This window comes from Pseudomonas sp. AK106 (assembly GCF_053903055.1).
This window is the reverse complement of sequence record NZ_CP096426.1, coordinates 588,614-610,602: the sequence shown is the minus strand read 5'-3', so window position 1 is coordinate 610,602 and position 21,989 is coordinate 588,614. Positions and strand designations below refer to the sequence as shown.

At 60.0% G+C, this 21,989-nt stretch carries 21 protein-coding genes; 12 read left to right on the top strand and 9 right to left on the bottom strand.

Going from position 1 to position 21,989, the window contains the following annotated elements:
* Window positions 1–93: 93 nt before the first annotated feature.
* On the bottom strand, window positions 94–1,998 hold the full coding sequence (locus M1E04_RS02870) for a sigma-54-dependent Fis family transcriptional regulator (RefSeq protein ID WP_456292360.1): 1,905 nt from the start codon (window positions 1,996–1,998) through the stop codon (window positions 94–96).
* A 313-nt stretch (window positions 1,999–2,311) separates the two neighbouring features.
* Between M1E04_RS02870 and exaC the strand changes: the two genes are divergently transcribed.
* The 9 genes from exaC (at window position 2,312) to M1E04_RS02825 (ending at window position 9,652) form a co-directional block, all read left to right on the top strand.
* Window positions 2,312–3,832: an acetaldehyde dehydrogenase ExaC gene (gene exaC / locus M1E04_RS02865; RefSeq protein WP_065988391.1), complete on the top strand. Its 1,521-nt coding sequence runs from the start codon at window positions 2,312–2,314 to the stop codon at window positions 3,830–3,832.
* A gap of 368 nt (window positions 3,833–4,200) precedes the next feature.
* Window positions 4,201–4,848, top strand: a complete 648-nt coding sequence (locus M1E04_RS02860) for a DedA family protein (RefSeq protein WP_065988392.1) — start codon at window positions 4,201–4,203, stop codon at window positions 4,846–4,848.
* A 4-nt stretch (window positions 4,849–4,852) separates the two neighbouring features.
* Complete coding sequence (locus M1E04_RS02855) at window positions 4,853–5,650, top strand: M90 family metallopeptidase (RefSeq protein ID WP_456292359.1); 798 nt, start codon at window positions 4,853–4,855, stop codon at window positions 5,648–5,650.
* A gap of 141 nt (window positions 5,651–5,791) precedes the next feature.
* Window positions 5,792–6,319 (top strand): inorganic diphosphatase, encoded by a 528-nt coding sequence (gene ppa, locus M1E04_RS02850; RefSeq protein WP_065988394.1) that lies wholly within the window; start codon window positions 5,792–5,794, stop codon window positions 6,317–6,319.
* Window positions 6,320–6,760: 441 nt separating this feature from the next.
* Complete coding sequence (locus tag M1E04_RS02845; protein ID WP_410929838.1) at window positions 6,761–7,483, top strand: LexA family transcriptional regulator; 723 nt, start codon at window positions 6,761–6,763, stop codon at window positions 7,481–7,483.
* Between the two features lie 8 nt (window positions 7,484–7,491).
* Window positions 7,492–7,734, top strand: coding sequence for a hypothetical protein (locus M1E04_RS02840; RefSeq protein WP_456292358.1), 243 nt, complete (start codon window positions 7,492–7,494; stop codon window positions 7,732–7,734).
* Between the two features lie 120 nt (window positions 7,735–7,854).
* A complete protein-coding gene (locus M1E04_RS02835; RefSeq protein WP_456292357.1) occupies window positions 7,855–8,367 on the top strand; it encodes a TIR domain-containing protein in 513 nt (170 codons plus the stop codon).
* Window positions 8,364–9,215 carry a macro domain-containing protein gene (locus M1E04_RS02830; protein WP_455914688.1) on the top strand — a complete coding sequence of 284 codons (852 nt, stop codon included), beginning with the start codon at window positions 8,364–8,366 and terminating at the stop codon, window positions 9,213–9,215. Before M1E04_RS02835 ends, M1E04_RS02830 begins: the two co-directional genes overlap by 4 nt.
* Window positions 9,212–9,652 carry an HIT family protein gene (locus M1E04_RS02825; protein ID WP_456292356.1) on the top strand — a complete coding sequence of 147 codons (441 nt, stop codon included), beginning with the start codon at window positions 9,212–9,214 and terminating at the stop codon, window positions 9,650–9,652. The genes M1E04_RS02830 and M1E04_RS02825 overlap by 4 nt, the downstream gene beginning before the upstream one ends.
* 74 nt (window positions 9,653–9,726) lie before the next feature.
* On the opposite strand, the gene M1E04_RS02820 is transcribed toward M1E04_RS02825, so the two are convergent.
* Window positions 9,727–10,977, bottom strand: coding sequence for an IS256 family transposase (locus tag M1E04_RS02820; protein ID WP_456292355.1), 1,251 nt, complete (start codon window positions 10,975–10,977; stop codon window positions 9,727–9,729).
* Between the two features lie 549 nt (window positions 10,978–11,526).
* Here M1E04_RS02820 and M1E04_RS02815 point away from each other — a divergent pair.
* Window positions 11,527–12,438: a restriction endonuclease gene (locus M1E04_RS02815; RefSeq protein ID WP_369319228.1), complete on the top strand. Its 912-nt coding sequence runs from the start codon at window positions 11,527–11,529 to the stop codon at window positions 12,436–12,438.
* An 88-nt stretch (window positions 12,439–12,526) separates the two neighbouring features.
* Here the strand turns inward: M1E04_RS02815 and M1E04_RS02810 are convergent, their stop codons facing one another.
* The 7 genes from M1E04_RS02810 to M1E04_RS02780 all read right to left on the bottom strand — a co-directional run bounded on the left by M1E04_RS02810 (window position 12,527) and on the right by M1E04_RS02780 (window position 18,717).
* On the bottom strand, window positions 12,527–13,582 hold the full coding sequence (locus tag M1E04_RS02810) for an ADP-ribosylglycohydrolase family protein (protein WP_456292354.1): 1,056 nt from the start codon (window positions 13,580–13,582) through the stop codon (window positions 12,527–12,529).
* A 107-nt stretch (window positions 13,583–13,689) separates the two neighbouring features.
* The gene (locus M1E04_RS02805; RefSeq protein WP_456292353.1) at window positions 13,690–14,196 is read right to left on the bottom strand and encodes a DUF6933 domain-containing protein; all 507 of its coding nucleotides are present in this window, start codon (window positions 14,194–14,196) and stop codon (window positions 13,690–13,692) included.
* Window positions 14,193–14,387, bottom strand: coding sequence for a hypothetical protein (locus tag M1E04_RS02800; RefSeq protein ID WP_456292352.1), 195 nt, complete (start codon window positions 14,385–14,387; stop codon window positions 14,193–14,195). Before M1E04_RS02800 ends, M1E04_RS02805 begins: the two co-directional genes overlap by 4 nt.
* Before the next feature lie 48 nt (window positions 14,388–14,435).
* The gene (locus M1E04_RS02795) at window positions 14,436–15,317 is read right to left on the bottom strand and encodes a LysR family transcriptional regulator (protein ID WP_369319241.1); all 882 of its coding nucleotides are present in this window, start codon (window positions 15,315–15,317) and stop codon (window positions 14,436–14,438) included.
* 58 nt (window positions 15,318–15,375) lie between these two features.
* Window positions 15,376–16,128 carry a maleate cis-trans isomerase family protein gene (locus M1E04_RS02790; protein WP_456292351.1) on the bottom strand — a complete coding sequence of 251 codons (753 nt, stop codon included), beginning with the start codon at window positions 16,126–16,128 and terminating at the stop codon, window positions 15,376–15,378.
* A gap of 127 nt (window positions 16,129–16,255) precedes the next feature.
* Window positions 16,256–17,641 carry an MFS transporter gene (locus tag M1E04_RS02785; RefSeq protein ID WP_369319243.1) on the bottom strand — a complete coding sequence of 462 codons (1,386 nt, stop codon included), beginning with the start codon at window positions 17,639–17,641 and terminating at the stop codon, window positions 16,256–16,258.
* A 134-nt stretch (window positions 17,642–17,775) separates the two neighbouring features.
* On the bottom strand, window positions 17,776–18,717 hold the full coding sequence (locus M1E04_RS02780; protein WP_065988416.1) for a LysR family transcriptional regulator: 942 nt from the start codon (window positions 18,715–18,717) through the stop codon (window positions 17,776–17,778).
* Window positions 18,718–18,838: 121 nt separating this feature from the next.
* Between M1E04_RS02780 and M1E04_RS02775 the strand changes: the two genes are divergently transcribed.
* Both M1E04_RS02775 and M1E04_RS02770 read left to right on the top strand, forming a co-directional pair.
* Window positions 18,839–20,014, top strand: a complete 1,176-nt coding sequence (locus tag M1E04_RS02775) for a fumarylacetoacetate hydrolase family protein (protein WP_296313256.1) — start codon at window positions 18,839–18,841, stop codon at window positions 20,012–20,014.
* A gap of 47 nt (window positions 20,015–20,061) precedes the next feature.
* Entirely contained in the window at window positions 20,062–21,846 is a 1,785-nt protein-coding gene (locus M1E04_RS02770) for an IlvD/Edd family dehydratase (protein ID WP_456292350.1), read from the top strand.
* Window positions 21,847–21,989 lie beyond the last annotated feature (143 nt).

The window sequence follows — 21,989 nt, the reverse complement described above, 5'->3', positions numbered from 1 at the left end:
ACCGGGCTCTTCCCGGCTGAAGCCGGTCCTACAGGGGACCGCATGCACACGCAGAATTCCGAGCATTCACACCGGTTTCATCCACCCAGAACCTCAGCGATTGATCCCATGCTTGCGCAGCTTTCTGTACAGCGTATTGCGGCTCACCCCCAGCTCCCGGGCGGCGTGGGTCATGTGCCAGCGCTGGGCGTCCAGGGTGGCGATGAGCGCTGCGCGTTCGGCATCGTCCAACGGCGAATGGGCCTCATCGGGCTTTGTCTGCGCACTCACCTGCCGAATCGCTGCCGGCAGATCTTCATAACCAATCCGCCCCTCATCACACAGCGCCGCCAGGGTCCGCAGCACGTTGCGCATCTGCCGCACGTTGCCGGGCCAGTTGAAGTCCAGCAGGGCCTGCCTCGCCTTCGCCTCAATCACAATCGAAAGCCCATCCGCCTCTTGCTTCAGCAACAACTCCAGCAACTGCGCCTTATCACTCCGCTCTCTCAACGGCGGCAAGGCGATTTCCAGGCCATTAAGCCGATAAAACAAATCCTCGCGAAAGCTGCCGTCCTCCACCCGCTCCAGCAGATTCCGGTGGGTCGCGCTGATCAGTCGTACATCCACTTCTTGCGGCTCGCCGCCGATGGGCACCACCAACCGGTCTTCCAGCACTCGCAGTAAACGGGTCTGCAAGGCCACCGGCATGTCGCCGATCTCATCCAGAAACAACGTGCCGCCATCGGCCTGTTGCAGCTTGCCGCGCATGCCTTCCTTGCGCGCGCCGGTAAAGCTGCCGCCGCGATAACCGAACAGCTCGCTCTCGATCAGGCTTTCCGGAATGGCCGCGCAGTTCAGCGCCACGAACGGCTTGGCGGAGCGCTGACTCGCCTGATGCACTGCCTTGGCAAACGCCTCCTTGCCAGAGCCGGTTTCACCGTTGATCAGCAACGGCACGTCGCGCTCGAATACCTTCAGCGCCCTGCGGAAATCAGTTTGCAGCGACGCATCGCCCAGGCAGATGTCGTGCGAAGAAAACGGCACAGCCAACGTGCTGACCACCGGCGCAACAAGGCCCTTCAGCTCGGCACGCGATTGCCCACGCAATACGGCGAAGAATCCCCGCCCGTCCCGCGTGCGCAGCGGCCAACTGGCAGCGGCGTCCGGCGAAGCGCGGCTCAGCAGTTCATCCAGCGAACAGTCAAACAACGATTCCACGCCCTGCCCGACCAGTTCGTCACGGCTCAGGCCCAGCAGATTCAGCGCGCTCTGGTTCAGCGCACTGACGCGGCCCGCGCCGTCGAACGCCAGCAGCCCTTCACTGAACAAACCGACCGCGCCGGCCTGAAGATGAAATCGCAGCAGCCACTGACCGTCGAAATGACGCAGGAAATAGCTGCTTTCGATCATCTTCGCCGACAGATTCACCAGCGCCATGGTGTGAAACTGGCTCTGGCGGGACACGTCGTGGCGGGCCGAAGAAACGTCCAGCACCGCAAGCAGATCGCCATGGGGATCGAACACCGGGCTCGCCGAACAAGTGAGGCCGGTGTGACGGCCGCGAAAATGCTCGTCGCGATGGATCGTCACCGACTGACGCTCGACCAGGCAGGTGCCGATGCCGTTGGTGCCCTCTCGCGCCTCGCTCCAGTCGGCGCCCAGCCAGAGGCCGGCGCGCTCAAAAATCCGTCGATCCCCTGGCTCGGTCACGCAGTTGAGGATGATCCCGCGCGCATCAGTCAGGAGCACCGCACTGCCGCCGGCAAGCTGACGGTGCAGGCTGTTCATCTCGTCGCCGGCGATGGTGAGGACTTGCTGCAACTGCTCGCGACTCTCCAGCACGCGCGCATGCTCCAGCACGGTGGGCGCCATCGCTTGCGCGGGGTCGAGGTGGTAATCCTCAAGGCAGCGCAGCCATGAACGCGCAATAGACGGGTCGGTAGCAAGGTGATGGGGGGCTTTGCCTTGGGCAACGGTCAGCACTTGTTCGGCGTGACGCGTCAGGTGATTGCTGTGCATTTTTATTGTTCATCCTGAGCCAGGGCTCTGCGGAGGATTTGCCGATCAGCATCCTCCTCGCCCGGACTCATTGCAATGCTGCGAAAGGCGGGGTCCGCCAAGCTGTCACGCAAAGGGTACAAAGTGTCACCCTTGCCGCCCCGCCGTTGATACACCACTCGGGCATGACCACAGGATTCATCGACAAAACCCCGATAAACCGGGGACCGGACGGCAGTGGCCCGCGCTTTGCTCTACGCTCTAACCATGCGACCTAGTCATGCGCCGCAACGCGTTATCCCCAGACAATCACAAGAGCAAGGAGATATTCACCATGCGTTATGCCCACCCCGGTACTGAAGGCTCAATCGTTACCTTCAAGACCCAGTACGGCAACTACATCGGTGGCGAATTCGTGCCGCCGGTCAAAGGCCAATACTTCGAAAACATTTCGCCGATCACCGGCAAGCTGATCGCAGAATTCCCTCGCTCCACCGCCGAAGACATCGACAAAGCGCTCGACGCCGCCCATGCCGCGGCCGATGCGTGGGGTAAAACCTCGGTGCAGGAACGCTCGCTGACCCTGCTGAAAATCGCTGACCGCATCGAACAGAACCTGGAATTGCTGGCCGTCACCGAGACCTGGGATAACGGCAAAGCCGTGCGCGAAACCCTCAACGCGGACATCCCCCTGGCAGTCGACCACTTCCGTTATTTCGCCGGCGTGCTGCGTGCCCAGGAAGGCTCCGCTGCGGAGATCGACGGCAACACCGTGGCGTATCACATTCACGAGCCGCTGGGCGTGGTCGGGCAGATCATCCCGTGGAACTTCCCGCTGCTGATGGCCGCCTGGAAACTCGCGCCCGCCCTCGCCGCCGGTAACTGCATCGTCCTCAAACCCGCCGAGCAAACGCCGCTGGGCATCACCGTGCTGATGGAGCTGATCGGCGATCTGCTGCCCAAAGGCGTACTCAACGTGGTGCAGGGTTATGGCCGCGAAGCCGGTGAAGCGCTGGCCAGCAGCAAGCGTATCGCCAAGATCGCTTTCACCGGTTCGACGCCGGTGGGTTCGCACATCATGAAACTGGCGGCCGACAGCATCATTCCGTCCACCGTGGAACTGGGCGGCAAGTCGCCGAACATCTTCTTCGAAGACATCATGCAGGCCGAGCCGGAGTTCATCGACAAAGCCGCTGAAGGCGTGGTGCTGGCGTTCTTCAACCAGGGCGAAGTCTGCACCTGCCCGTCCCGCTGCCTGGTTCAGGAATCGATCTACCCGCAGTTCATGGAAGTGGTGATGAAGAAGGTCCTGAAGATCCAGCGCGGCGATCCGCTGGACACCGACACCATGGTGGGTGCGCAGGCGTCGCAGCAGCAGTTTGACAAGATTCTTTCGTACCTCGAAATTGCTCAGGGCGAAGGCGCCGAGCTGCTGACCGGTGGCAAGGTCGAGAAGCTCGAAGGCTCGCTGGCGACCGGCTATTACATCCAGCCGACCCTGCTGAAAGGCAACAACAAGATGCGCGTCTTCCAGGAAGAAATCTTCGGCCCGGTGGTGAGCGTGACCACCTTCAAGGACGAAGCGGAAGCCCTGGCCATCGCGAACGACACCGAATTCGGCCTGGGTGCCGGCGTCTGGACCCGCGATATCAACCGCGCCTATCGCGTGGGCCGCGCAATCAAGGCCGGTCGCGTGTGGACCAACTGCTATCACTTGTACCCGGCCCATGCTGCCTTCGGCGGCTACAAGAAATCCGGCGTCGGCCGCGAAACCCACAAGGTCGCGCTCGAGCACTATCAGCAGACCAAGAACCTGCTGGTGAGCTACGACATCAACCCGCTGGGCTTCTTTTGATTTAGCGTAAACGAGCGACAAGCAACGGCCTCTTCGGAGGCCGTTTTTGTTGGCAGATAGCGACTATGCACCCTGTAGGAGCGTGGCTTGTCCCGCGATCTCGCGCGCAGCGGCAGCAATCCGGCCAATGCGGGCTATCCATAATCGCGCGGCGGCAGGTTTACGACTGCTTCGCAGCCGATCGCGGGACAAGCCACGCTCCTACCGGTTCGTACCCGCCGTTGACACGTAGCAGACGCAAACCCTGCGGGAGTGAAAGGGGGCGGCATGTCGAGCGCCATAATTGCATTGCATGCCTCTATAATGCCGCGCACATTTCCCCTCTTCGCCCCGCACGACCCGGATCGGGTCTCAAAACCAGGTGCCTAATGGATTTCAATCCGCTTGATCTTATTCTTCATCTCGACGTTTACCTCGACCTGCTTGTGACCCAATACGGCACCTGGGTGTACGCGATCCTGTTCTTGGTGATCTTTTGCGAAACCGGCCTGGTGGTCATGCCTTTCCTGCCAGGCGATTCGCTGCTGTTCATCGCGGGCGCCGTCGCGGCCGGTGGCGGCATGGACCCGGTGTTGCTGGCGTGCCTGCTGATGGCGGCGGCGATACTCGGCGACAGCACCAACTACATCATCGGCCGCACGGCCGGCGACAAGCTGTTCAGCAATCCAAATTCGAAAATCTTCCGTCGCGATTACCTGACCAAAACCCAGGAATTCTATGGTCGCCACGGCGGCAAGACCGTCACCCTCGCGCGCTTCCTGCCGATCATCCGCACCTTCGCCCCCTTCGTGGCCGGTCTTGGCCGCATGCCTTACCTGCGCTTTCTCGGGTTCAGCGTGCTGGGCTCGGTGCTGTGGGTCGGCGGGCTGGTCACTCTGGGCTTCTTCTTCGGCAATATCCCGTTCATCAAGAAGAACCTCACGCTGCTGGTGCTGGCGATCATTCTGATCTCGCTGCTGCCGATGATCATCGGTCTGATCCGCAGCCGCGCAGGTCGCTCCGCCGAGGCGCGCTGAAGCCATGTGGTCGTTCCGGGAATGGCGCAAACGGCGCACGCTGGCCCGCCATCCGGTCGATCCGCAGGTGTGGGAACGCGTACGCCAGCGCCTGCCGATACTCGACGGTCTGAGCGCTGACGAAGACCGTTACCTGCTCGACAGTTGCGTGTTGTTCCTGCAGGCCAAACACCTCACCGCGCTGGAAGGCGTGGAGCTGGATGATGAATCGCGGCTGTTTCTGGCTGCTCAGGCGCAGCTGCCGTTGCTCGCTCTGGGCGATCTGAACTGGTACCAGGGTTTTCACGAAATCATCCTCTACGGCGACGATTTCATCAGCCCGCAACGCTATCGCGACGCCAGCGGTATCGAGCATGAATGGGACGGCGAGCACAGCGGCGAAGCGTGGTCCCAGGGCCCGGTGATTCTGGCCTGGCCCGGTGTGCTGACCAGTGGCGGATGGGAAGCCTATAACCTGGTGATCCACGAACTGGCGCACAAGCTGGACATGCTCAACGGCGAGGCGAACGGGCTGCCACCGCTGCACCCGGACATGCGCGTCAGTGACTGGGCCAGCGCCATGCAGAGCGCGTACGACGATCTCAACCGGCAACTCGACGCCAACCCGGACGCTGAGACGGCCATCGATCCGTATGCCGCAGAAAACCCCGCCGAGTTTTTCGCGGTCATCAGCGAATACTTCTTCAGCGCCCCGGATTTGCTCGTCGACGCCTATCCCGCCGTCTACGGGCAGCTGAAAGCGTTCTATCGGCAGGATCCGTTGGCGCGGCTGACGGCATTTCAGCGTGGCACTTTAGACTAGGACGCCGGTCTATCAGGCTCAACACGACGCCTGAAGCCCACCGTCACGCATGGCAACGCTTCAGGAATGTGCCTATAATCCGGGCCACTTTTTGGCGTTGCATGCCAGATTCTGAATGGTCAACCAAGGGGGCAAAGCCCAATGAGCTACAGCAAGATTCCGGCCGGTAAAGACCTGCCGAATGACATCTACGTCGCAATCGAGATCCCGGCCAACCACGCGCCGATCAAGTACGAAATCGACAAAGAAAGCGACTGCCTTTTCGTTGACCGTTTCATGGCCACCCCGATGTTCTACCCGGCCAACTACGGTTTCATCCCCAACACTCTGGCTGACGACGGCGACCCCCTCGACGTGCTGGTCGTGACCCCTTATCCGGTCACCCCGGGTTCCGTGATTCGCGCCCGTCCGGTCGGCGTGCTGAACATGACCGACGACGGCGGCGGCGATGCCAAAGTCATCGCAGTCCCCCACGACAAGCTGTCCCAGCTGTACGTGGACGTGAAGGAATACACCGATCTGCCACCTCTGCTGATCCAGCAGATCGAGCACTTCTTCGCGAACTACAAAGACCTCGAAAAAGGCAAATGGGTGAAGATCGAAGGTTGGGCTGGCGCTGACGCCGCTCGCGAAGCGATCACCAAATCGGTAGCGGCCTACAAGGGCTGATCCGGTTGCGCCCCGCCGAAGCGCTCGCCGCTTCGACGGGGCCACGTTTTACCTGCATGGCCCCGCCTTCTGCTTTCTGAATACCCCTCCCCCCGTACATCCCCCCTTTTTTTCGCCCTCTGTCATTACACACATGTTTAAAACTCACACTGCACACACAACGTGTTTAATCGCGTCGTATGATTTTCTTCTTTGAACAACACCGCCCGATTCAAACTTCCCTGGCGCCCCCTTTAGTCAGGCCTCCGTGCCGTTAATTGCTCACGTGCATGAGTGACATCGGTTTCAACCATTGTTGATGCATAAGAAAACAGTGAGCGAATCGGCCTACAAAAACAGCCGAAGGTTGTAATCCTTACATTCACGCCCAGGCATGACGGCGTGCTCATTTGAACACTTCGTTCATTTAAACGAGCTTCAACCCGCCGTAAACTTCGGCCCATGAATACATCAGGTGATCGACTGCGCGGCCTTCTGCGAGAGTGCCATCTCTCCGCAACGGACTTTGCCGCCAACCGAAAGGTTACGCCGCAACACGTGAACAACTGGTTCAAGCGCGGCATCCCCATGGCGCGCATTGAAGAAGTCGCCGAACTGCTGAGCGTCAACGCGCGCTGGCTGCGCAGCGGCGAGGGACCCAAGCACCCTGGACACGATCGGGACACTGGCCAGAAGGCAGAGACTCAACCACCCCGGCCCGAGCGAAACGTACGCGAAGAACTGGAAATGCCGGTCTACACCGAACTGGAGACGCAAAGCTCCGGCCGGACCGCGGTGGGCGAAATCCACAACCACAAAGTGCGCTTGTCCCGGCGCGTGCTCGAAACCATGGACGTTGAGCTGCACAACGCGATCTGCGTGGCGATGGTCGGCAACAGCATGGCGGACAAGATCCAGGACGGTTCGCTGATCGGTATTGATCGCGGGCGCGTGCAGATCATCGATGGCGAAATGTACGCCCTCGAGCACGACGGCATGCTGCGGGTGAAATACCTGTATCGCCTGCCGGGCGGCGGGTTGCGTCTGCGCAGCCACAATTGCGCCGAGTACCCGGACGAGATTTTCAGCGCCGAACAGGTCCAGGCGCAGCACATTCAGATCCTGGGCTGGATCTTCTGGTGGTCGACGCTCAATAACCGCCGCCATCCGGCAACGTTGCGGTGAGGTGCGCAATGAGCGTGTTTCAGAACTGGGCAGACGCCAGCAACATGGGTATCCTGCACGCCTTCGTTTTAGCACCCGTCAGCCACACGCGGATGGGTGATCGACTTGGCACCGTCTCCGCGACCTGCCCGGTCTACCTGACAAGCGCCTCTTTGCAGCGCGCACTTTTGCGGACGGGTGCGGTTAGCCAAAAACTAATCAAACCCGTCACCGAGAAGCCGGCCACAAGCCGGCTTTTTAACTCCCCGTGAATATGTCGCACCGCTAACCCATGCGGCGCCTCCGCGCGCGCGTCAATCGGCAATCAATGGACTGAGCGCCTTGATCAACGAAGCAGACAACCGCCTTCGCTTTACTACAGGAAGTTCATCATGAGTTATCGCAACAAGACTTACATCGCCTTCGCCAGTGAAGACATCAAGCATTACTGGCTGATGAAAGCCTGGAAACAGAACGAGAGAATCGACTTCGACTTTTTCAATGCCCATGACTTGTTCGAAGCACGGGACAGCTGTTCGCCCGAGACCATCAAACGCCGACTGCGCGAACGCCTCAACAACACCAAACAAGTCATCTTTCTGGGCAGCGAAGATGGCCGTCGCAAAGGCGGCGACGGGGATTCTTTTCTTGCTTATGAAATCGAGGTGGTTCTCGAACTCGATCTTCCTATTGTCATCGCCAATCTCTGCCAGAGCAGAAACATCGTCATGGATAACATTCCCCAGCCGCTGATCGATCAAAAACACTTCAACGTTTCGGTGTCTTTCCAGCCCAAAATCATTCAGTACGCGCTGGACAACTACGTCGAAGGCTACGCGAAGAGCGAGATGCAGGGTCCCCATCGGTATGTCGGGAGAATCTACAACGAGCTGGGCCTGCAATGACCATTCTTCAGGACATGCAAACGTGGCGCTTCTGGCGCCACTTTCTGGTGGCGTTGTTCGCCTGCGTCGGCGGACTGTCGACGATCATGCAGACCTTCAACGTCATTTACCCTGGCAGCCATGCGATGGAAGGTGTCGGCATCCTGATAGCAATCATCGTGGTGTCAGTTTCCGCCGCGCTGTTCAAAGCCTGGCCGCGCCCGATTGCCGAGGAATACAACGCGCCGAAAACGCGGATTACCATCGTGCCCGGCGACCTTCTTAAGGAAGACGGCCATCTGGTGATTGGTACCAACGACACCTTCGACACGGAAACGCCGAACATCATTGCCACCTCCAGTCTGCAGGGCCAGGCATTGCAGGTGCTCTACGGCGGCGACCTGAAAGAACTTGATCGTCATCTGGACGACGCCCTGGTCAACACGCCCTGCGTCGGCACACTCAACAAGCCAGGGAAGCACGTGCAATACGGCGTCGGCACCATCGCCACGCTCAAGCACGCGCACCGGCTGATCTTCTTCCTGGCCTACTGCGAAATGGACGCCCAGAACGTCGCGCGCTCCACGCCAGACAAAGTGTGGAAAGGCTTGCTCGCGCTGTGGGCCGAAGTGTCCCGACGCGGCAACGGCGGGACGATCTCTATCCCGGTGATCGGCGGCGGACAGGCGCGACTGTCCAGCGTGCTGCCCGCCCAGGACGCCATCCGCTTCACCCTGCTGTCGTTCATGTTCGCCTCCCGCAACTCGAAGGTCTGCGACGAACTGCGCATCGTCGTGCGCCCCGACGACTATCGAAAACTTGATCGTCTGGAGCTGCAGTCCTTCCTCTCGTCATTGAGGTCATCATGAGCGCGACCACCAGCCTGGACATGCCGGACAACCCCGACTGCGCGTTCTGCGCGTATCTTAAAGGCAAACGGCCATACACCATCCTCTCGTGCACCACCGAAACCGCGACGTTCGTGACCCGCGAACAACGGGGTCACCCGCACGTGCTGGTGCTGCCCCAACGCCACGTGCCTTCGTTGCTGGAAATGACCGACGAGGAAGTGGCGGCGGTGGCGGTTGAAGTGCGCAATGCGGCACGGCTGATTGAAAAGGCGTATGGGAAAACCGGGATTGCCGTCTGGCAGAACAACGGCGTGCCGGCGGGCCAGGCGATCGGGCATGTGCACTTTCATGTGGCGGGGACGTTGCCAGGCGGGGGGACGGAGTTTGGGGAAGTGCAGGAGATATCGGTGATGGAGACGGATGAGATTGCGCGGCGGTTGGTTGGGGGGAGTTAGAAGAGACGGCCCGGGACTGTCAGATTTTTTTGTGTGCGGGCCGGTTACGGCCTGCCGTTAGGCAGGCCGTGCTCTTACCAGGCCGGCCTGATAAATCGATCTCCGTACAGAATCGCAAATTGATTCATTGCACTCTTCCAGTCATGGGCCGCAGAGCCCCAGTTTGCAGTGATATTGCGCAGCCCCAGCCAGATCAGTTTGGTTGCTGCATCGTCGGTCGGGAAGTGGCCGCGAGTCTTGATGATCTTTCGTAGCTGAGCGTTGATGCTCTCGATGGCATTGGTGGTGTAGATCACCTTTCGGATTGCTGGCGGGAAAACGAAAAATGGAATGACGCGATCCCACGCACGCCGCCATGAAGCTACTACCGTTGGATATTGCTTGCCCCATGGCCCGGCTTCGAACGCATCCAGCGCCTGTTCGGCCGCTTCTGCGGTGACCGCCTGGTAGATCGGCTTGAGCGCCTTGGCCAATTCGCGCCGCTTATCCCAAGCCACGTAATCAAGGCTATTACGGATCAAATGGACGATGCAGGTTTGCAGTGTTGTAGCTGGAAAGACAGCGCCAAGGGCCTCTGGCATGCCTTTGAGCCCATCAGTTACGGCGATCAGCACATCTTCAACGCCGCGTGTTTTGAGGTCGTTGAATACTTTCATCCAGAACTTCGCGCCCTCGGTATTTTCGATCCAGATGCCCAGGATGTCGCGTGTGCCGTCAGGCAAAACACCAAGCGCCAAGTAGATCGCCTTGTTGCGCACCAGTCCTTCTTCGCGAATTTTGACACGCAGGGCATCGAAGAAAATAACCGGATACATCGGCTCCAGAGGCCGCTGTTGCCACGCACCGATCTCAGCCATGACCTCGTCGGTGACAGAGCTGATGAAGTCAGGCGAAACGTCCGTACCATACTGCTCGGAGAGGAAAGCGCGGATTTCCCTGACCGTCATTCCTCGGGCGTACATGGCGATTATTTTGTCGTCAAAACCGGTGTAACGGCGCTCGTGCTTGGGGATCAAAATGGGCGAAAAGCTACCGTCTCGGTCGCGAGGAATATCCAGCCGGATCGGGCCATCCCCGGTCAGAACCGTCTTGCCGCTTTTGCCGTTACGCTGGTTAGTTTCATCCTCTGGGCGCTGCGCGCCCGACGGATAGCCCAGGTGATGGCCGAGTTCGGCACTCAGGGCTCGCTCGATCAATGCCTTCTTGAACGCCGCGGAGGCGTCCTCGATGGCTTCAGCGGTCATCAATCCGCCGCCGAACTGCTCGAGCAGCTCTTTAGGGATTTTTGGTAGCTCGCGTAACGCAGGTTTCTTTTTGGTTGGCATACATGCACCTCTTACTCATGTTATGCCCGAACACAAAATTTCTGACACCCCCGACGGCCCCGGACTAGAACCTGGCGCCCCCCCAGCAGCGTGCCACATCGCTTCCAATCCTGTTTCGCAACCACTCCCTTCGGTTTGAGGATCAACTGCGCCGCGTACCCCACTTGGTCCGTCGGACTTGTATCTGCGCGGCATCCGTACCGTTGGAACAACCAACCACTAAGGATTTCTTAGTAGTTCACCAGTAGGAGCTAGTCAGATGCGGCGCATCGAGCAACCAGTCTCGATGCCATCATTCGATAGGCATCGAGTGTCCTCATTACTAAGGCTGAGGACAGTTGTCAGCCGGAATACCACCATGAGTTAAACGCCCGGAGCCACAGATATCATCTGTAGCCGTAGTCATCTCAGAATGAGGCTTCAATGGCGAAGTTCTACAAAGCTGGCCATCGTGATGTGGCAAAGTGTCGGGGTCAACGCCCTACTTCATTACGAACAACTGCGCTGCAATGCACAGCTCAGGCTAGCCAACTGAAAAGGAAGTCATCGATGCCCATCCCGGATTTTCAAAGTGTCATGCGACCGATACTAAGCACCGTTGCCGACGGCGTGCCGCTAGCTTTGGGCGAACTGCGTGAGCGCATCGCCAGCGATTTCCAACTCAGTGAAGACGAACGCAGCGAGCGTTTGCCATCAGGTAAGCAGACGGTGATGAACAATCGGGTCGGCTGGGGACGGACTTATTTGAACAAAGCCGGGCTTCTAAGCATTCCTACCAAAGGTATGGTGCAGATCACGGAACGCGGTCGGGAGGCCCTGAGCACTGGCCCGGCACGCATCACCGTTAGCTGGCTCAAACAATTTCCCGAATTTGCAGCTTTTCATACGTCGAGTCCCGCCGACAGTCCACCGCTAATCTTGCAGGGTGATCCGACCGAACAAGCTACCCCTGATGAGCAACTGGCCGCAGCACATCAAGCTTTGACGCAGTCACTAGCCGGTGATCTGCTGGCCCAAGTACGGGCAGCCTCGCCGACCTTTTTTGAGCAACTGGTGGTCGACCTCATGATTGCCATGGGCTACGGCGGCTCACGCAAGGAAGCGGGTCAAGCAACGCAGCAAACTAACGATGACGGCATTGACGGCATCATCAAGGAGGACAAGCTAGGGCTGGACGTCATCTACCTGCAAGCCAAGCGCTGGACCAACACCGTACACCGCCCGGAGATCGACAAGTTCATTGGCGCCCTCACCCGCCAGCGCGCTCGCAAAGGTGTGTTCATCACCACGTCGGACTTTTCGGATGGTGCTCGTAACGCGGCGATGAGCCTGGATATAAAGGTAGTGCTGATCGACGGCCCGGAGCTCGCCAGACTGATGGTCGAAAACAATCTCGGCTGTAGCGTGAGACAGGTTTACGAAGTGAGGCAGCTGGATAGCGACTATTTCGTAGAATACTGAGTTGCAACGGCAAGTTCCCAGCATCAAGCAAAAACTCGCTGCTGGAGCAATGACTCGACAACCCTCGATGCATAAGGCATCTAAAGGATTAGCCTCCCGGATACCGCTCCCAAATCTCGTCATCAAACTCCCCGCCATAACCCGTAAACACCCTCGGCACCCGCTCTATATCCTCCGCCATCGCCTCAATCACCCCACGCAACTCAAGCGGCGCAAGCCAGCGATCCGGGATCGCTTTAACGCCGTGCTGAATACCCAGCAAATGCCCGGCAATCAGCCCGGTGCTGTCACTGTCCCCGCTGTGATTCACGGCATTGATCACGCCGTCTTCGAACGACGTCGCCGTGAGTGCGCACCAGATGCCAATGGCCAAGGCTTCCTCCGCGATCCATCCGCCGCCCAATTCCTCGATCCGCTCGGGGGTTGGGCGGTGGCCTTCGTAGCAAAAGAACAGCACGCGTTCGACCAGCGCACGTGTTTCTTCCATGCCGGGTTTCTGGCCGTGCTCTGACAGGCTGTTGGCGATGGCGTCTTCGAGGCTGTCTTGGCGGTCGACGATGCGCTGGAGAATGTCAGCGAAAAGACCGCCAGCCAGGTAGCCCGTTGGGTGACCGTGGGTCAGACGGCCGGAGTCAGCGGCGACGTCGAAGGCGTTGCGGAAGAATGCGCACGGCGCAACGCGCATGACGGCGCCACAGCCTTTGCTGTCGTTTTGGGCGAAAGAGCCAAATTCCGTACTGGCCTTCAATGCGCTTAGACAGGTGAGGCCGGGCGCGCGGCGGGACCACAACTCGCGCTCCTTCACCAGCCAGCCATCCAGGCTGACGCTTTTGATGGCAGGCGAGTAGTCCTGGGTCATCAACCAGCGCAGCAACGCATGGTGGATGACGCCGGGTATGTGGCAAATACCGCGGGAGATACCGCGCACATGGGCGCGCAGCAGACCTTCAGCGGTGAAGAGCATCATTTGCGTATCGTCGGTAACGGCGCCCAAGCGACCGTAAGCCGGGGCAAAATCGACAATGCCACGCGCACCGAACGTGGCGCGGATGTCGTTCCATTTGAGAAATTCGACCGGCGCACCCAGCGCATCGCCCACCGCGCCGCCGAGCAGGCAGCCTTTGATCCGTTCAAGTCTGTTCATCTGTGCTTCCTTACACTGGCTGCATCATGGTTTTGAGCGATTCGAGCGTTCTTTCAAGTGGCTCAACATGGGCTCTTTTTGCACGCGAAGTCCTGATCTTCTATGTGTTAATCCTCAAATTCAGGCCCAAGATCTTGCTCACGTCGACGTGACCTCCAGCTCTTATACCCCTCCGAAATCTCCACCTCGGTCATCACCATTCCGAACCTCGGAAAAGCCTGCTTCAGCTCCAGCTCAGCCGGAATGAAGTAATCCCCGCCCCTGATTGTTCGAAACATCCCGTTGGGCACCTCACCGAAAGCGATGAGATCCGGCGCCTCAACTGGCAGCCCTTCTCCTTCGTAGGCATCGTATGCAGCCATGTAGAGCACATCATTGATATGCGCCTGAACGCTTCGGTCGCTACGCTTGAAAAAATGTACGGGTTGGAGGCTTTCTTCCCACACGTCGACGTGTCGCTGGAGCTCAGCCTGAGGCGGAATTTGCCCGCGAACATTACCCGCCAACACAAGCATTTCAAGAAGGTATCGAGCGTTGAACTGCTGCAGAAAACCCTGCACGTCGTTGCGTTTCAGACCCACAAACATCATCGCGTAGCGCGTGTCGACTTTCATGGCGAGCAGGACATGAGTCCTGCCGAATTTGGTGACGTGTGCAGTTGCCAGCGATCCACTCGATCGTGGGCTGCGCTGTCCGCTTCCAGCGATTGGGCAGCGGCGGAGGGCTGCACAGCGCTGATGATTTCGCCCTTCACTTTTTTCGAGAAAAAATCAGCAGCGTCTTTGGTGCAATCAAAAATCAGCATAGGGATGGGGGTCCGTTCGGCGATGGTCGAGGATACCGGCGATCAACCTCACCCCGCCAACACATGCCGCAAAAACAACGCCCCCGCCACCGACAACCCTTCCCGCGACCTCACACAAACGTTGAGTTCGCGACTGGCCCATTCCTCTTCCAGCTGAACCACTTTCGCGCCGTCCATTCGGTAAATCCCTACGCTGCCCTCGGGCATGATGCCGATGCCGACGCCGGCCTGAACCATCAGGCTCAAAGCGTCATAGCTGGCGACCTCCATGCGGATTCTCAGGGAGCGGCCGAGGTCATTGGCGGCTTTGATCAGCTGGAAATTCAGGTGGGTGCCGCTGCGCAGGGCGACGTATTCGTGGTCGAGGGTGTCGCTGAAACGAACAGATTCGCGGCCTGCCAGCGGGTGGTCGTTGGGCACGATCAATACGAGGCGATCAGTGCGGAACGGGAAGACTTCGATGTCGGCGCCGTGGGGCAAGCGCGTGAATATGCCGATCTCGGCGCGGTTTTCGGCGACGGCTTTGGTGATCGCCAGGCTTTGTTGTTCTTCGAGGACGATGTTGATGAGCGGGTACAGCGCCATGAACGACTTGATCAAGCCGGGCATGAATTGGGTGATCGCGGAGATGTTCGCCAGCACGTGCACCGAGCCGCGCGTGCCGTTGGAGTAGTCGCGCATCTGCAGGACGATGTCGTTAAGGTTGTTCAGTGCGCTGCGGGCCATGAACAACAGCGACAGGCCGGCGTCGGTCGGCGTGATGCCTTTATTGGTGCGGGTGAGCAGTCGCGAGTCGAGCAGCTCTTCCAGTTCGCTGAGCCGCTTGCTGACGGCCGCCGCCGCGATGTGTTCGCGCTTGGCAGCGGCAGCGATGGTGCCTTCTTCGACGACGCTGACGAAGAGGCGCAGCGAGACAGGGTCGAGTTTCATGTGGGGTACCGGGCGTGCTGGCCTGAGTGGCCGCCATAGTACCCCGTCAGGCATCGCCTCAGAACGCGCCGGATAACAGATGGCCGGCGTTGGGAACCTGCGCTTTGAGGCCGAGGGTTTTAAGCATCTGGTAGACGGTCGCCACGGACGCGGACAGCACCGGCTTATCCAGCCGATCCTGTACGACCTGGATGGCGGGCAGCGACGGCATCTGCACGCAGCACGACAGCACGACGCCATCGGCTTGCCCGATGTTGAGCCGGTCGGCGTGGGAAACCAGATCCATCGGGTCGAGGCGACCGACTTGCAGGTTGTCGGAGACTTCCAGGCTGATGGCGTCCACCACCTCGATTCCGGCCGCTTCGATGTAGTCGATGACCTGTTGGGTGAGTGGCTTCATGTAGGGTGTGATGATCGACACTTTCTTGTAGTCGAGCATCTGCAGGCTGTCGATCAGCGCGCCGGCCGAGCTGAGCACCGGTGCATCGGAGGCGTTGGTGGCGACGGTTTTGCTCAAGCGCTCCTGGGAGATTTTGTGGTAACCGGCGCCCTGGCACATGATTGCCACCAGGCAGGCATACGCCATGACATCGACCCGTGCATCGCTCAATTCCAGCGCGCAGCGGTCGCTGTCGATGTCCATCTTCTTCAGTTCTTCGGGGCTGACTTTCATCATGCGCATGCGGGAGGAGTGGAAGGTGAAGCGCTCGTCCGGAAACAGGGAGTACCGCGACGTGAGCATCGCCGGGATCTCGGTTTCCATGGTGGTGTTGGAGCTGGGGACGATCTGGCCAATCCGGAAATTTCTCACAAGGTCTTCTCCATTTCGCCGACGGCGAGGTCATGTGCGACCGATGCTAGGAGTGACCGTGAGCGGCGTATATCAGGCAATGGCGAGCCTGCCATCGCGGCTGGCGATGGCAGGCCCTGATTCTCGTCTACGCGTGAGAAAGCACCTCGCCTCGCGCAGGCGCTTCGGCCTTGTGATTGCCCAGCATCGCCCGAGGGATCGACAGAATCAGTCCGGCGCTGATGAACAAGCAGGCGCCCAGCACGTAGGTGCCGTTGTTGATGTTGCCGGTGAGGTTCTCGGCGACGGCGGTGATCATCGAACCGGTGAAGCCTGACAGGTTGCCGATGGCGTTGATCATGCCGATCCCCGCAGCGGCCGCGACGCCGGACAGAACGGTGCCCGGGAGGGTCCAGTAGATCGGCATCAGGCTCAGCACGCCGGACGCGGACACGCTGAGGAAGATGATCGACAGCACCACGTTGCTGGCGAAGTAGGCGCTGAGGATCAAGCCGATGCCGCCGATGATCGCCGGAATCGCTGCGTGCCAGCGGCGCTCGCCGGTCTTGTTGGAATGCCGCGCGTTGAGGGTCATGGCGATCACCGCGATGCCATAGGGAATGGCCGTCAGCAGGCCAATGTCCATCGGGTTGGAGACGCCGGCGCTTTTGATGATTGATGGCATCCAGAACGCCAGCCCGTAGAACCCGGTGTTGAACGTCAGCAGGATCAGCACCAGCAGCCACACGCGTCCGTTGAAAAACACCTCGCGCAAATTCGTCGCCTTGCCTTTGCTGTCATTCTCCAGATTGGCCTTGAGCATGGCCTTTTCCTGGGGCGACAGCCATTTGGCCGCGTCGATGTTATTGGCCATAAACGCCAGCACCACGAATGCCATCACCACCGAAGGCAGGCCTTCGATGATCAGCAGCCACTGCCAGCCGGCCATGCCGTTGACGCCCTGCATTCGGGTCATCAACCAGCCGGAAATCACACCGCCCAGCGTCAGACTGATGGGCATCGCCATGAGGAAACCTGCCATCACCCGGCTTTGCCGACGGGTAGGAAACCAGTAGTTGAGGTAAAGGATGACGCCGGGAAAGAAGCCTGCCTCACAGATGCCGAGCAAAAAGCGCAGCACGTAGAACATGGTTTCCGACTCGATGTGGAAAAACTTCGCCAGCGGCACGGTAAACGCGACGGCCATGGACACGATGGCCCAGGTGAGCATGATCCGGGCGATCCAGAACCGCGCGCCGAAGCGATGCAGCAACAGGTTGCTCGGGACTTCGAAGAGGAAATAGCCCCAGAAGAACATGCTCGCGCCGAGGGCATAGATGGTGTTGCTGAATTGCAGGTCGTTGAGCATGTCCAGCTTGGCGAAGCCGATGTTCACGCGGTCGAGGTAGGCCGCCATGTAACACAGGAGCAGGACGGGAAGGATGCGCAGAATGACTTTGCGGTAGGTGCGGTCTTCAAAGTTGGCGTGCCCGGGACCCGAGGACTCGGGCAGGCGCTGGGAAACGGTTTCCATGGTGGGACCTCCAGGCACTCGAGGGCGCCTGTATTGTTGTTATGTGAGGGTCGAAACACGGGCCGATGGTACTGACAACAGCATTGATTAGGATAATGACTTGTTTCCATTGATTGATAACGCTGCGTTATCGCCTATTGATGGGCCAGCCTTGCATTTGCCAGCAGGATCTCGGCGAATTCCGATGCAGCGCCGAGTAACGGCTCACCACGGCGGGTGAGAATTCCGTAATCCTGGGGCGCCAGTTTCAGCGGCGTGTTCAGCACTTTCAGCAAACCGGAATCCAGATGCGGCTGCGCCATCGAGGCTGGCAACATGGCGATCATCGGCCCTGCCTGCAGCACCTGGAGAAAGGTCTGCATGGAGATGGTGTCAATGGTGTTCTTTGGGGTGGGGATGCCGGCTTTGGCGAAGGCCTGCTCCATCCGTGCGCGAATGGGCGTGCCCAGCGGATACAGAATCCATGGCCAGTTTCCGAGCGCTTGCAGCGGCGTCTGCGGCAATTCGATCAGCGGGTGACGACTGTTGACGACCATGCAGAATGGCTCCGGCGCCAGCGCCTGAAAGTCATACACCTGCTGTTGGTTTTCGTTGGTGTAGCGCGCCACCGCGAGATCAAGCTTCTTGTCGTCGAGCATTTCCATTAAATGGTCGCTGGTCTGCTCAACCACCTCGATCGACAGCAGCGGCCAGCGCGCTTTCAACTGCACGATGGCTTCCGGCAGCACCACCGCGGTCGCCGCGAAGATCGCCCCCACCTTCAGGAAACCATGCCCGCCCTCGCGCAGACTGCTGATCTGATCAACGAACTTGCTCGCGTCGTTCAGGGCGATCTGCGCGTAGCGCACCACGTGTTCACCGAGGGCGGTCGGCGGCATGTTCCGCGGCAGACGCTCGAACACATCAAAACCCAGCAGCCGCTCGATCTCGCGCAGCATTTTGCTCACCGCCGGTTGGCTGAGGTTCATGTGTTGCGCTGCCGCGTGCATGTTGCGAGTGCGCGCGAGGGTTTCGATGAGCACCAGATGCTTGAACTTGAGCCAGTTACAGACCGTGGAAAATGAAATGTCCGACATGAGCGCGGCCTCAATAAGCGATAACCCAATGTTATCGATTCTTGAGCAGATGTCATTGGAGTTTATCGACGGCGCTGATTAGGGTCGTTGATAAATCATAAAAAGCGTTGAGGACTTCACCATGCCGATTCAGCTCACTCCCGAAAACACCCTCCCCGCCGACGGCCTGAATGGCACGCTGATCGGCCGCGCCTGGGTGCCCGGTAAAGTTGGCGGCCCGTCGCCCGTGGTGGTGCGCAGCGACGGGGTGTTCGATCTTTCGTCGAGCTTCGCCACGTTGAGCGACTTGCTGGAGGTCGACTCGCCATTGGCCGCCGTTCGCGAAGCCCAGGGTACGCGCGTCGCCAGTCTCGAAGAATTGCTGGCGAATTCGACCGCAACGCCCGATCCGAACAAACCACACTTGCTGGCACCGGCGGACCTGCAAGTGATCAAGGCCGCCGGCGTCACCTTCGCGGCGAGCATGATCGAACGGGTGATCGAGGAACAAGCGGCGGGCGACCCGGCCAAGGCGGAGAGCGTACGCGCCATCGTGCAGAACGCGATTGGCGACAACCTGCGCAACATCAAACCGGGCTCCGAACAAGCCCGCACACTCAAGGCGCTGCTGATCGAGCAAGGCATGTGGTCGCAGTACCTTGAAGTCGGCATCGGCCCGGACGCCGAGATTTTCACCAAAGCGCCGGTGCTGGCGGCAGTGGGCAGCGGCAGCCAGGTGGGCATTCATCCGAAATCCGAGTGGAATAACCCCGAGCCGGAAGTGGTGCTGGCGGTGAACAGCCGCGGGCATATCCACGGCGCGACCTTGGGTAACGACGTCAATCTGCGTGACTTCGAAGGCCGCAGCGCGCTGCTGCTGAGCAAGGCAAAGGACAATAACGCCTCGTGCTCAATCGGCCCGTTCATTCGGCTGTTCGACGAAACCTTCTCCCTGGATGACGTGCGCAACTGCGTGGTCGATCTGCAGGTAAAAGGCGATGACGGCTACGTGATGAAAGGCTCAAGCTCGATGTCGCAGATCAGTCGTGATCCGGCCGACATCGCCGGACAGGCGCTCAACGCCAACCATCAATACCCGGACGGCTTCCTGCTGTTTCTCGGTACCCTCTTCGCCCCGACCGCCGACCGTGACCATGTCGGCGGCGGTTTCACCCACAAGTTGGGCGATCAGGTCAGTATCAGCAGCAGCCTGCTCGGCGGGCTGCACAATGAGGTGACCCACAGCAGTGACGCGGCGCCGTGGAGGTTCGGCGTCGGCGCGTTGATACGCAATCTTGCCGTGCGCGGTTTGTTGTAACGCTGAACACCTACGCAGCACACCTAATTCCAAGAGAGACCCGAACCATGTCCGACACGCCGAAACGCCCCCTTCGCAGCCAGCAATGGTTCGATGATCCGGAACACGCTGACATGACGGCGCTGTACGTCGAGCGCTACATGAACTACGGCCTGACCCGCGAGGAGCTGCAATCGGGCCGACCGATCATCGGCATCGCCCAGACGGGTTCTGATCTGGCGCCCTGCAACCGTCATCACCTTGAGCTCGCCCAGCGGGTCAAAGCCGGCATCCGTGATGCAGGCGGCATTCCGATGGAGTTTCCGGTGCACCCGATGGCCGAGCAGACGCGCCGGCCGACCGCGGCCCTGGACCGAAACCTGGCGTACCTCGGGCTGGTGGAAATTCTTCACGGCTACCCGCTGGATGGCGTCGTTCTGACCACCGGTTGCGACAAAACCACGCCGGCCTGCCTTATGGCAGCGGCGACCACCGACCTGCCGGCCATCGTGTTGTCCGGCGGGCCGATGCTCGACGGTCGTCACAAGGGCGAATTGATCGGTTCCGGCACGGTGCTGTGGCACGCGCGGAATTTAATGGCGGCCGGCGAGATTAATTACGAAGGCTTCATGGAAATGACCACCGCCGCGTCGCCGTCGGTCGGCCACTGCAACACCATGGGCACGGCGCTTTCGATGAACGCGCTGGCCGAAGCACTGGGCATGTCGCTGCCCGGTTGCGCGAGCATTCCGGCGGCGTACCGCGAGCGCGGGCAGATGGCCTACATGACCGGCAAACGCATCTGCGGTCTGGTCCGCGAAGACGTGCGCCCTTCGCAGATCATGACCCGCGAGGCGTTTGAAAACGCAATCGCGGTCGCCTCCGCGTTGGGCGCTTCAAGCAACTGCCCGCCGCACCTGATCGCCATCGCCCGGCACATGGGCGTCGAGTTAAGCCTCGACGACTGGCAGCGCATCGGCGAAGACGTGCCGTTGCTGGTCAATTGCATGCCGGCCGGGAAGTATCTGGGCGAAGGCTTCCACCGCGCAGGCGGCGTGCCGGCGGTGATGCACGAGCTGCAGAAGGCCGGCAAGCTGCATGAAGACTGCTATACGGTCTCCGGCAAAACCATCGGCGACATCGTGCGTAACGCCGTCGCCCACGACTCCGACGTGATTCGTCCGTACGAAGACCCGCTCAAACACCGCGCGGGCTTTATCGTGTTGAGCGGTAATTTTTTCGACAGCGCGATCATGAAGATGTCGGTGGTCGGCGAGGCGTTCCGCAAGACCTACCTGTCCGAGCCCGGCGCGGAGAACAGTTTCGAGGCGCGAGCGATCGTGTTCGAGGGCCCGGAGGACTATCACGCTCGGATCAACGATCCTTCGCTGGAAATCGACGAGCGCTGCATTCTGGTGATCCGTGGCGCTGGCACGGTCGGTTATCCCGGCAGCGCCGAAGTGGTGAACATGGCGCCGCCGTCTGCGCTGATCAAACAAGGCATCGATTCGCTGCCGTGCCTGGGCGATGGCCGGCAGAGCGGCACCTCGGCCAGCCCTTCAATCCTCAATATGTCGCCAGAAGCAGCGGTGGGCGGTGGCCTGGCGCTGCTGAAAACCAACGACCGGCTGCGCGTGGATTTGAATAACCGCAGCGTCAACGTGCTGGTCAGCGACGAGGAAATGGCCGCACGCCGCGCGCTGTTCGAGCCGAAGATGCCCCCCTCCCAAACCCCGTGGCAGGAGCTGTATCGGCAGTTGGTGGGGCAGTTGTCCACTGGCGGATGTCTGGAGCCGGCAACGCTGCATTTGCGGGTGATTGCACGCAGCGGCGAGCCGCGGCATTCGCATTGAGCAGCCGCGCGCGCTCGTGTAGGAGCGTGGCTTGTCCCGCGATCGGCGACGAAGTCGTCGCAAAACCTGTCATCTGGGTGTGGAAGGTTTCCCGAGGTAGTCAATTTACGGCTGCTTTGCAGCCGATCGCGGGACAAGCCACG

Coding starts and splice junctions, on each gene's coding strand:
- M1E04_RS02870 (WP_456292360.1), bottom strand. CDS start 1,998: ATGCACAGCAATCACCTGACGCGTCACGCCGAACAAGTGCTGACCGTT.
- exaC (WP_065988391.1), top strand. CDS start 2,312: ATGCGTTATGCCCACCCCGGTACTGAAGGCTCAATCGTTACCTTCAAG.
- M1E04_RS02860 (WP_065988392.1), top strand. CDS start 4,201: ATGGATTTCAATCCGCTTGATCTTATTCTTCATCTCGACGTTTACCTC.
- M1E04_RS02855 (WP_456292359.1), top strand. CDS start 4,853: ATGTGGTCGTTCCGGGAATGGCGCAAACGGCGCACGCTGGCCCGCCAT.
- ppa (WP_065988394.1), top strand. CDS start 5,792: ATGAGCTACAGCAAGATTCCGGCCGGTAAAGACCTGCCGAATGACATC.
- M1E04_RS02845 (WP_410929838.1), top strand. CDS start 6,761: ATGAATACATCAGGTGATCGACTGCGCGGCCTTCTGCGAGAGTGCCAT.
- M1E04_RS02840 (WP_456292358.1), top strand. CDS start 7,492: ATGAGCGTGTTTCAGAACTGGGCAGACGCCAGCAACATGGGTATCCTG.
- M1E04_RS02835 (WP_456292357.1), top strand. CDS start 7,855: ATGAGTTATCGCAACAAGACTTACATCGCCTTCGCCAGTGAAGACATC.
- M1E04_RS02830 (WP_455914688.1), top strand. CDS start 8,364: ATGACCATTCTTCAGGACATGCAAACGTGGCGCTTCTGGCGCCACTTT.
- M1E04_RS02825 (WP_456292356.1), top strand. CDS start 9,212: ATGAGCGCGACCACCAGCCTGGACATGCCGGACAACCCCGACTGCGCG.
- M1E04_RS02820 (WP_456292355.1), bottom strand. CDS start 10,977: ATGCCAACCAAAAAGAAACCTGCGTTACGCGAGCTACCAAAAATCCCT.
- M1E04_RS02815 (WP_369319228.1), top strand. CDS start 11,527: ATGCCCATCCCGGATTTTCAAAGTGTCATGCGACCGATACTAAGCACC.
- M1E04_RS02810 (WP_456292354.1), bottom strand. CDS start 13,582: ATGAACAGACTTGAACGGATCAAAGGCTGCCTGCTCGGCGGCGCGGTG.
- M1E04_RS02805 (WP_456292353.1), bottom strand. CDS start 14,196: ATGAAAGTCGACACGCGCTACGCGATGATGTTTGTGGGTCTGAAACGC.
- M1E04_RS02800 (WP_456292352.1), bottom strand. CDS start 14,387: ATGCTGATTTTTGATTGCACCAAAGACGCTGCTGATTTTTTCTCGAAA.
- M1E04_RS02795 (WP_369319241.1), bottom strand. CDS start 15,317: ATGAAACTCGACCCTGTCTCGCTGCGCCTCTTCGTCAGCGTCGTCGAA.
- M1E04_RS02785 (WP_369319243.1), bottom strand. CDS start 17,641: ATGGAAACCGTTTCCCAGCGCCTGCCCGAGTCCTCGGGTCCCGGGCAC.
- M1E04_RS02780 (WP_065988416.1), bottom strand. CDS start 18,717: ATGTCGGACATTTCATTTTCCACGGTCTGTAACTGGCTCAAGTTCAAG.
- M1E04_RS02775 (WP_296313256.1), top strand. CDS start 18,839: ATGCCGATTCAGCTCACTCCCGAAAACACCCTCCCCGCCGACGGCCTG.
- M1E04_RS02770 (WP_456292350.1), top strand. CDS start 20,062: ATGTCCGACACGCCGAAACGCCCCCTTCGCAGCCAGCAATGGTTCGAT.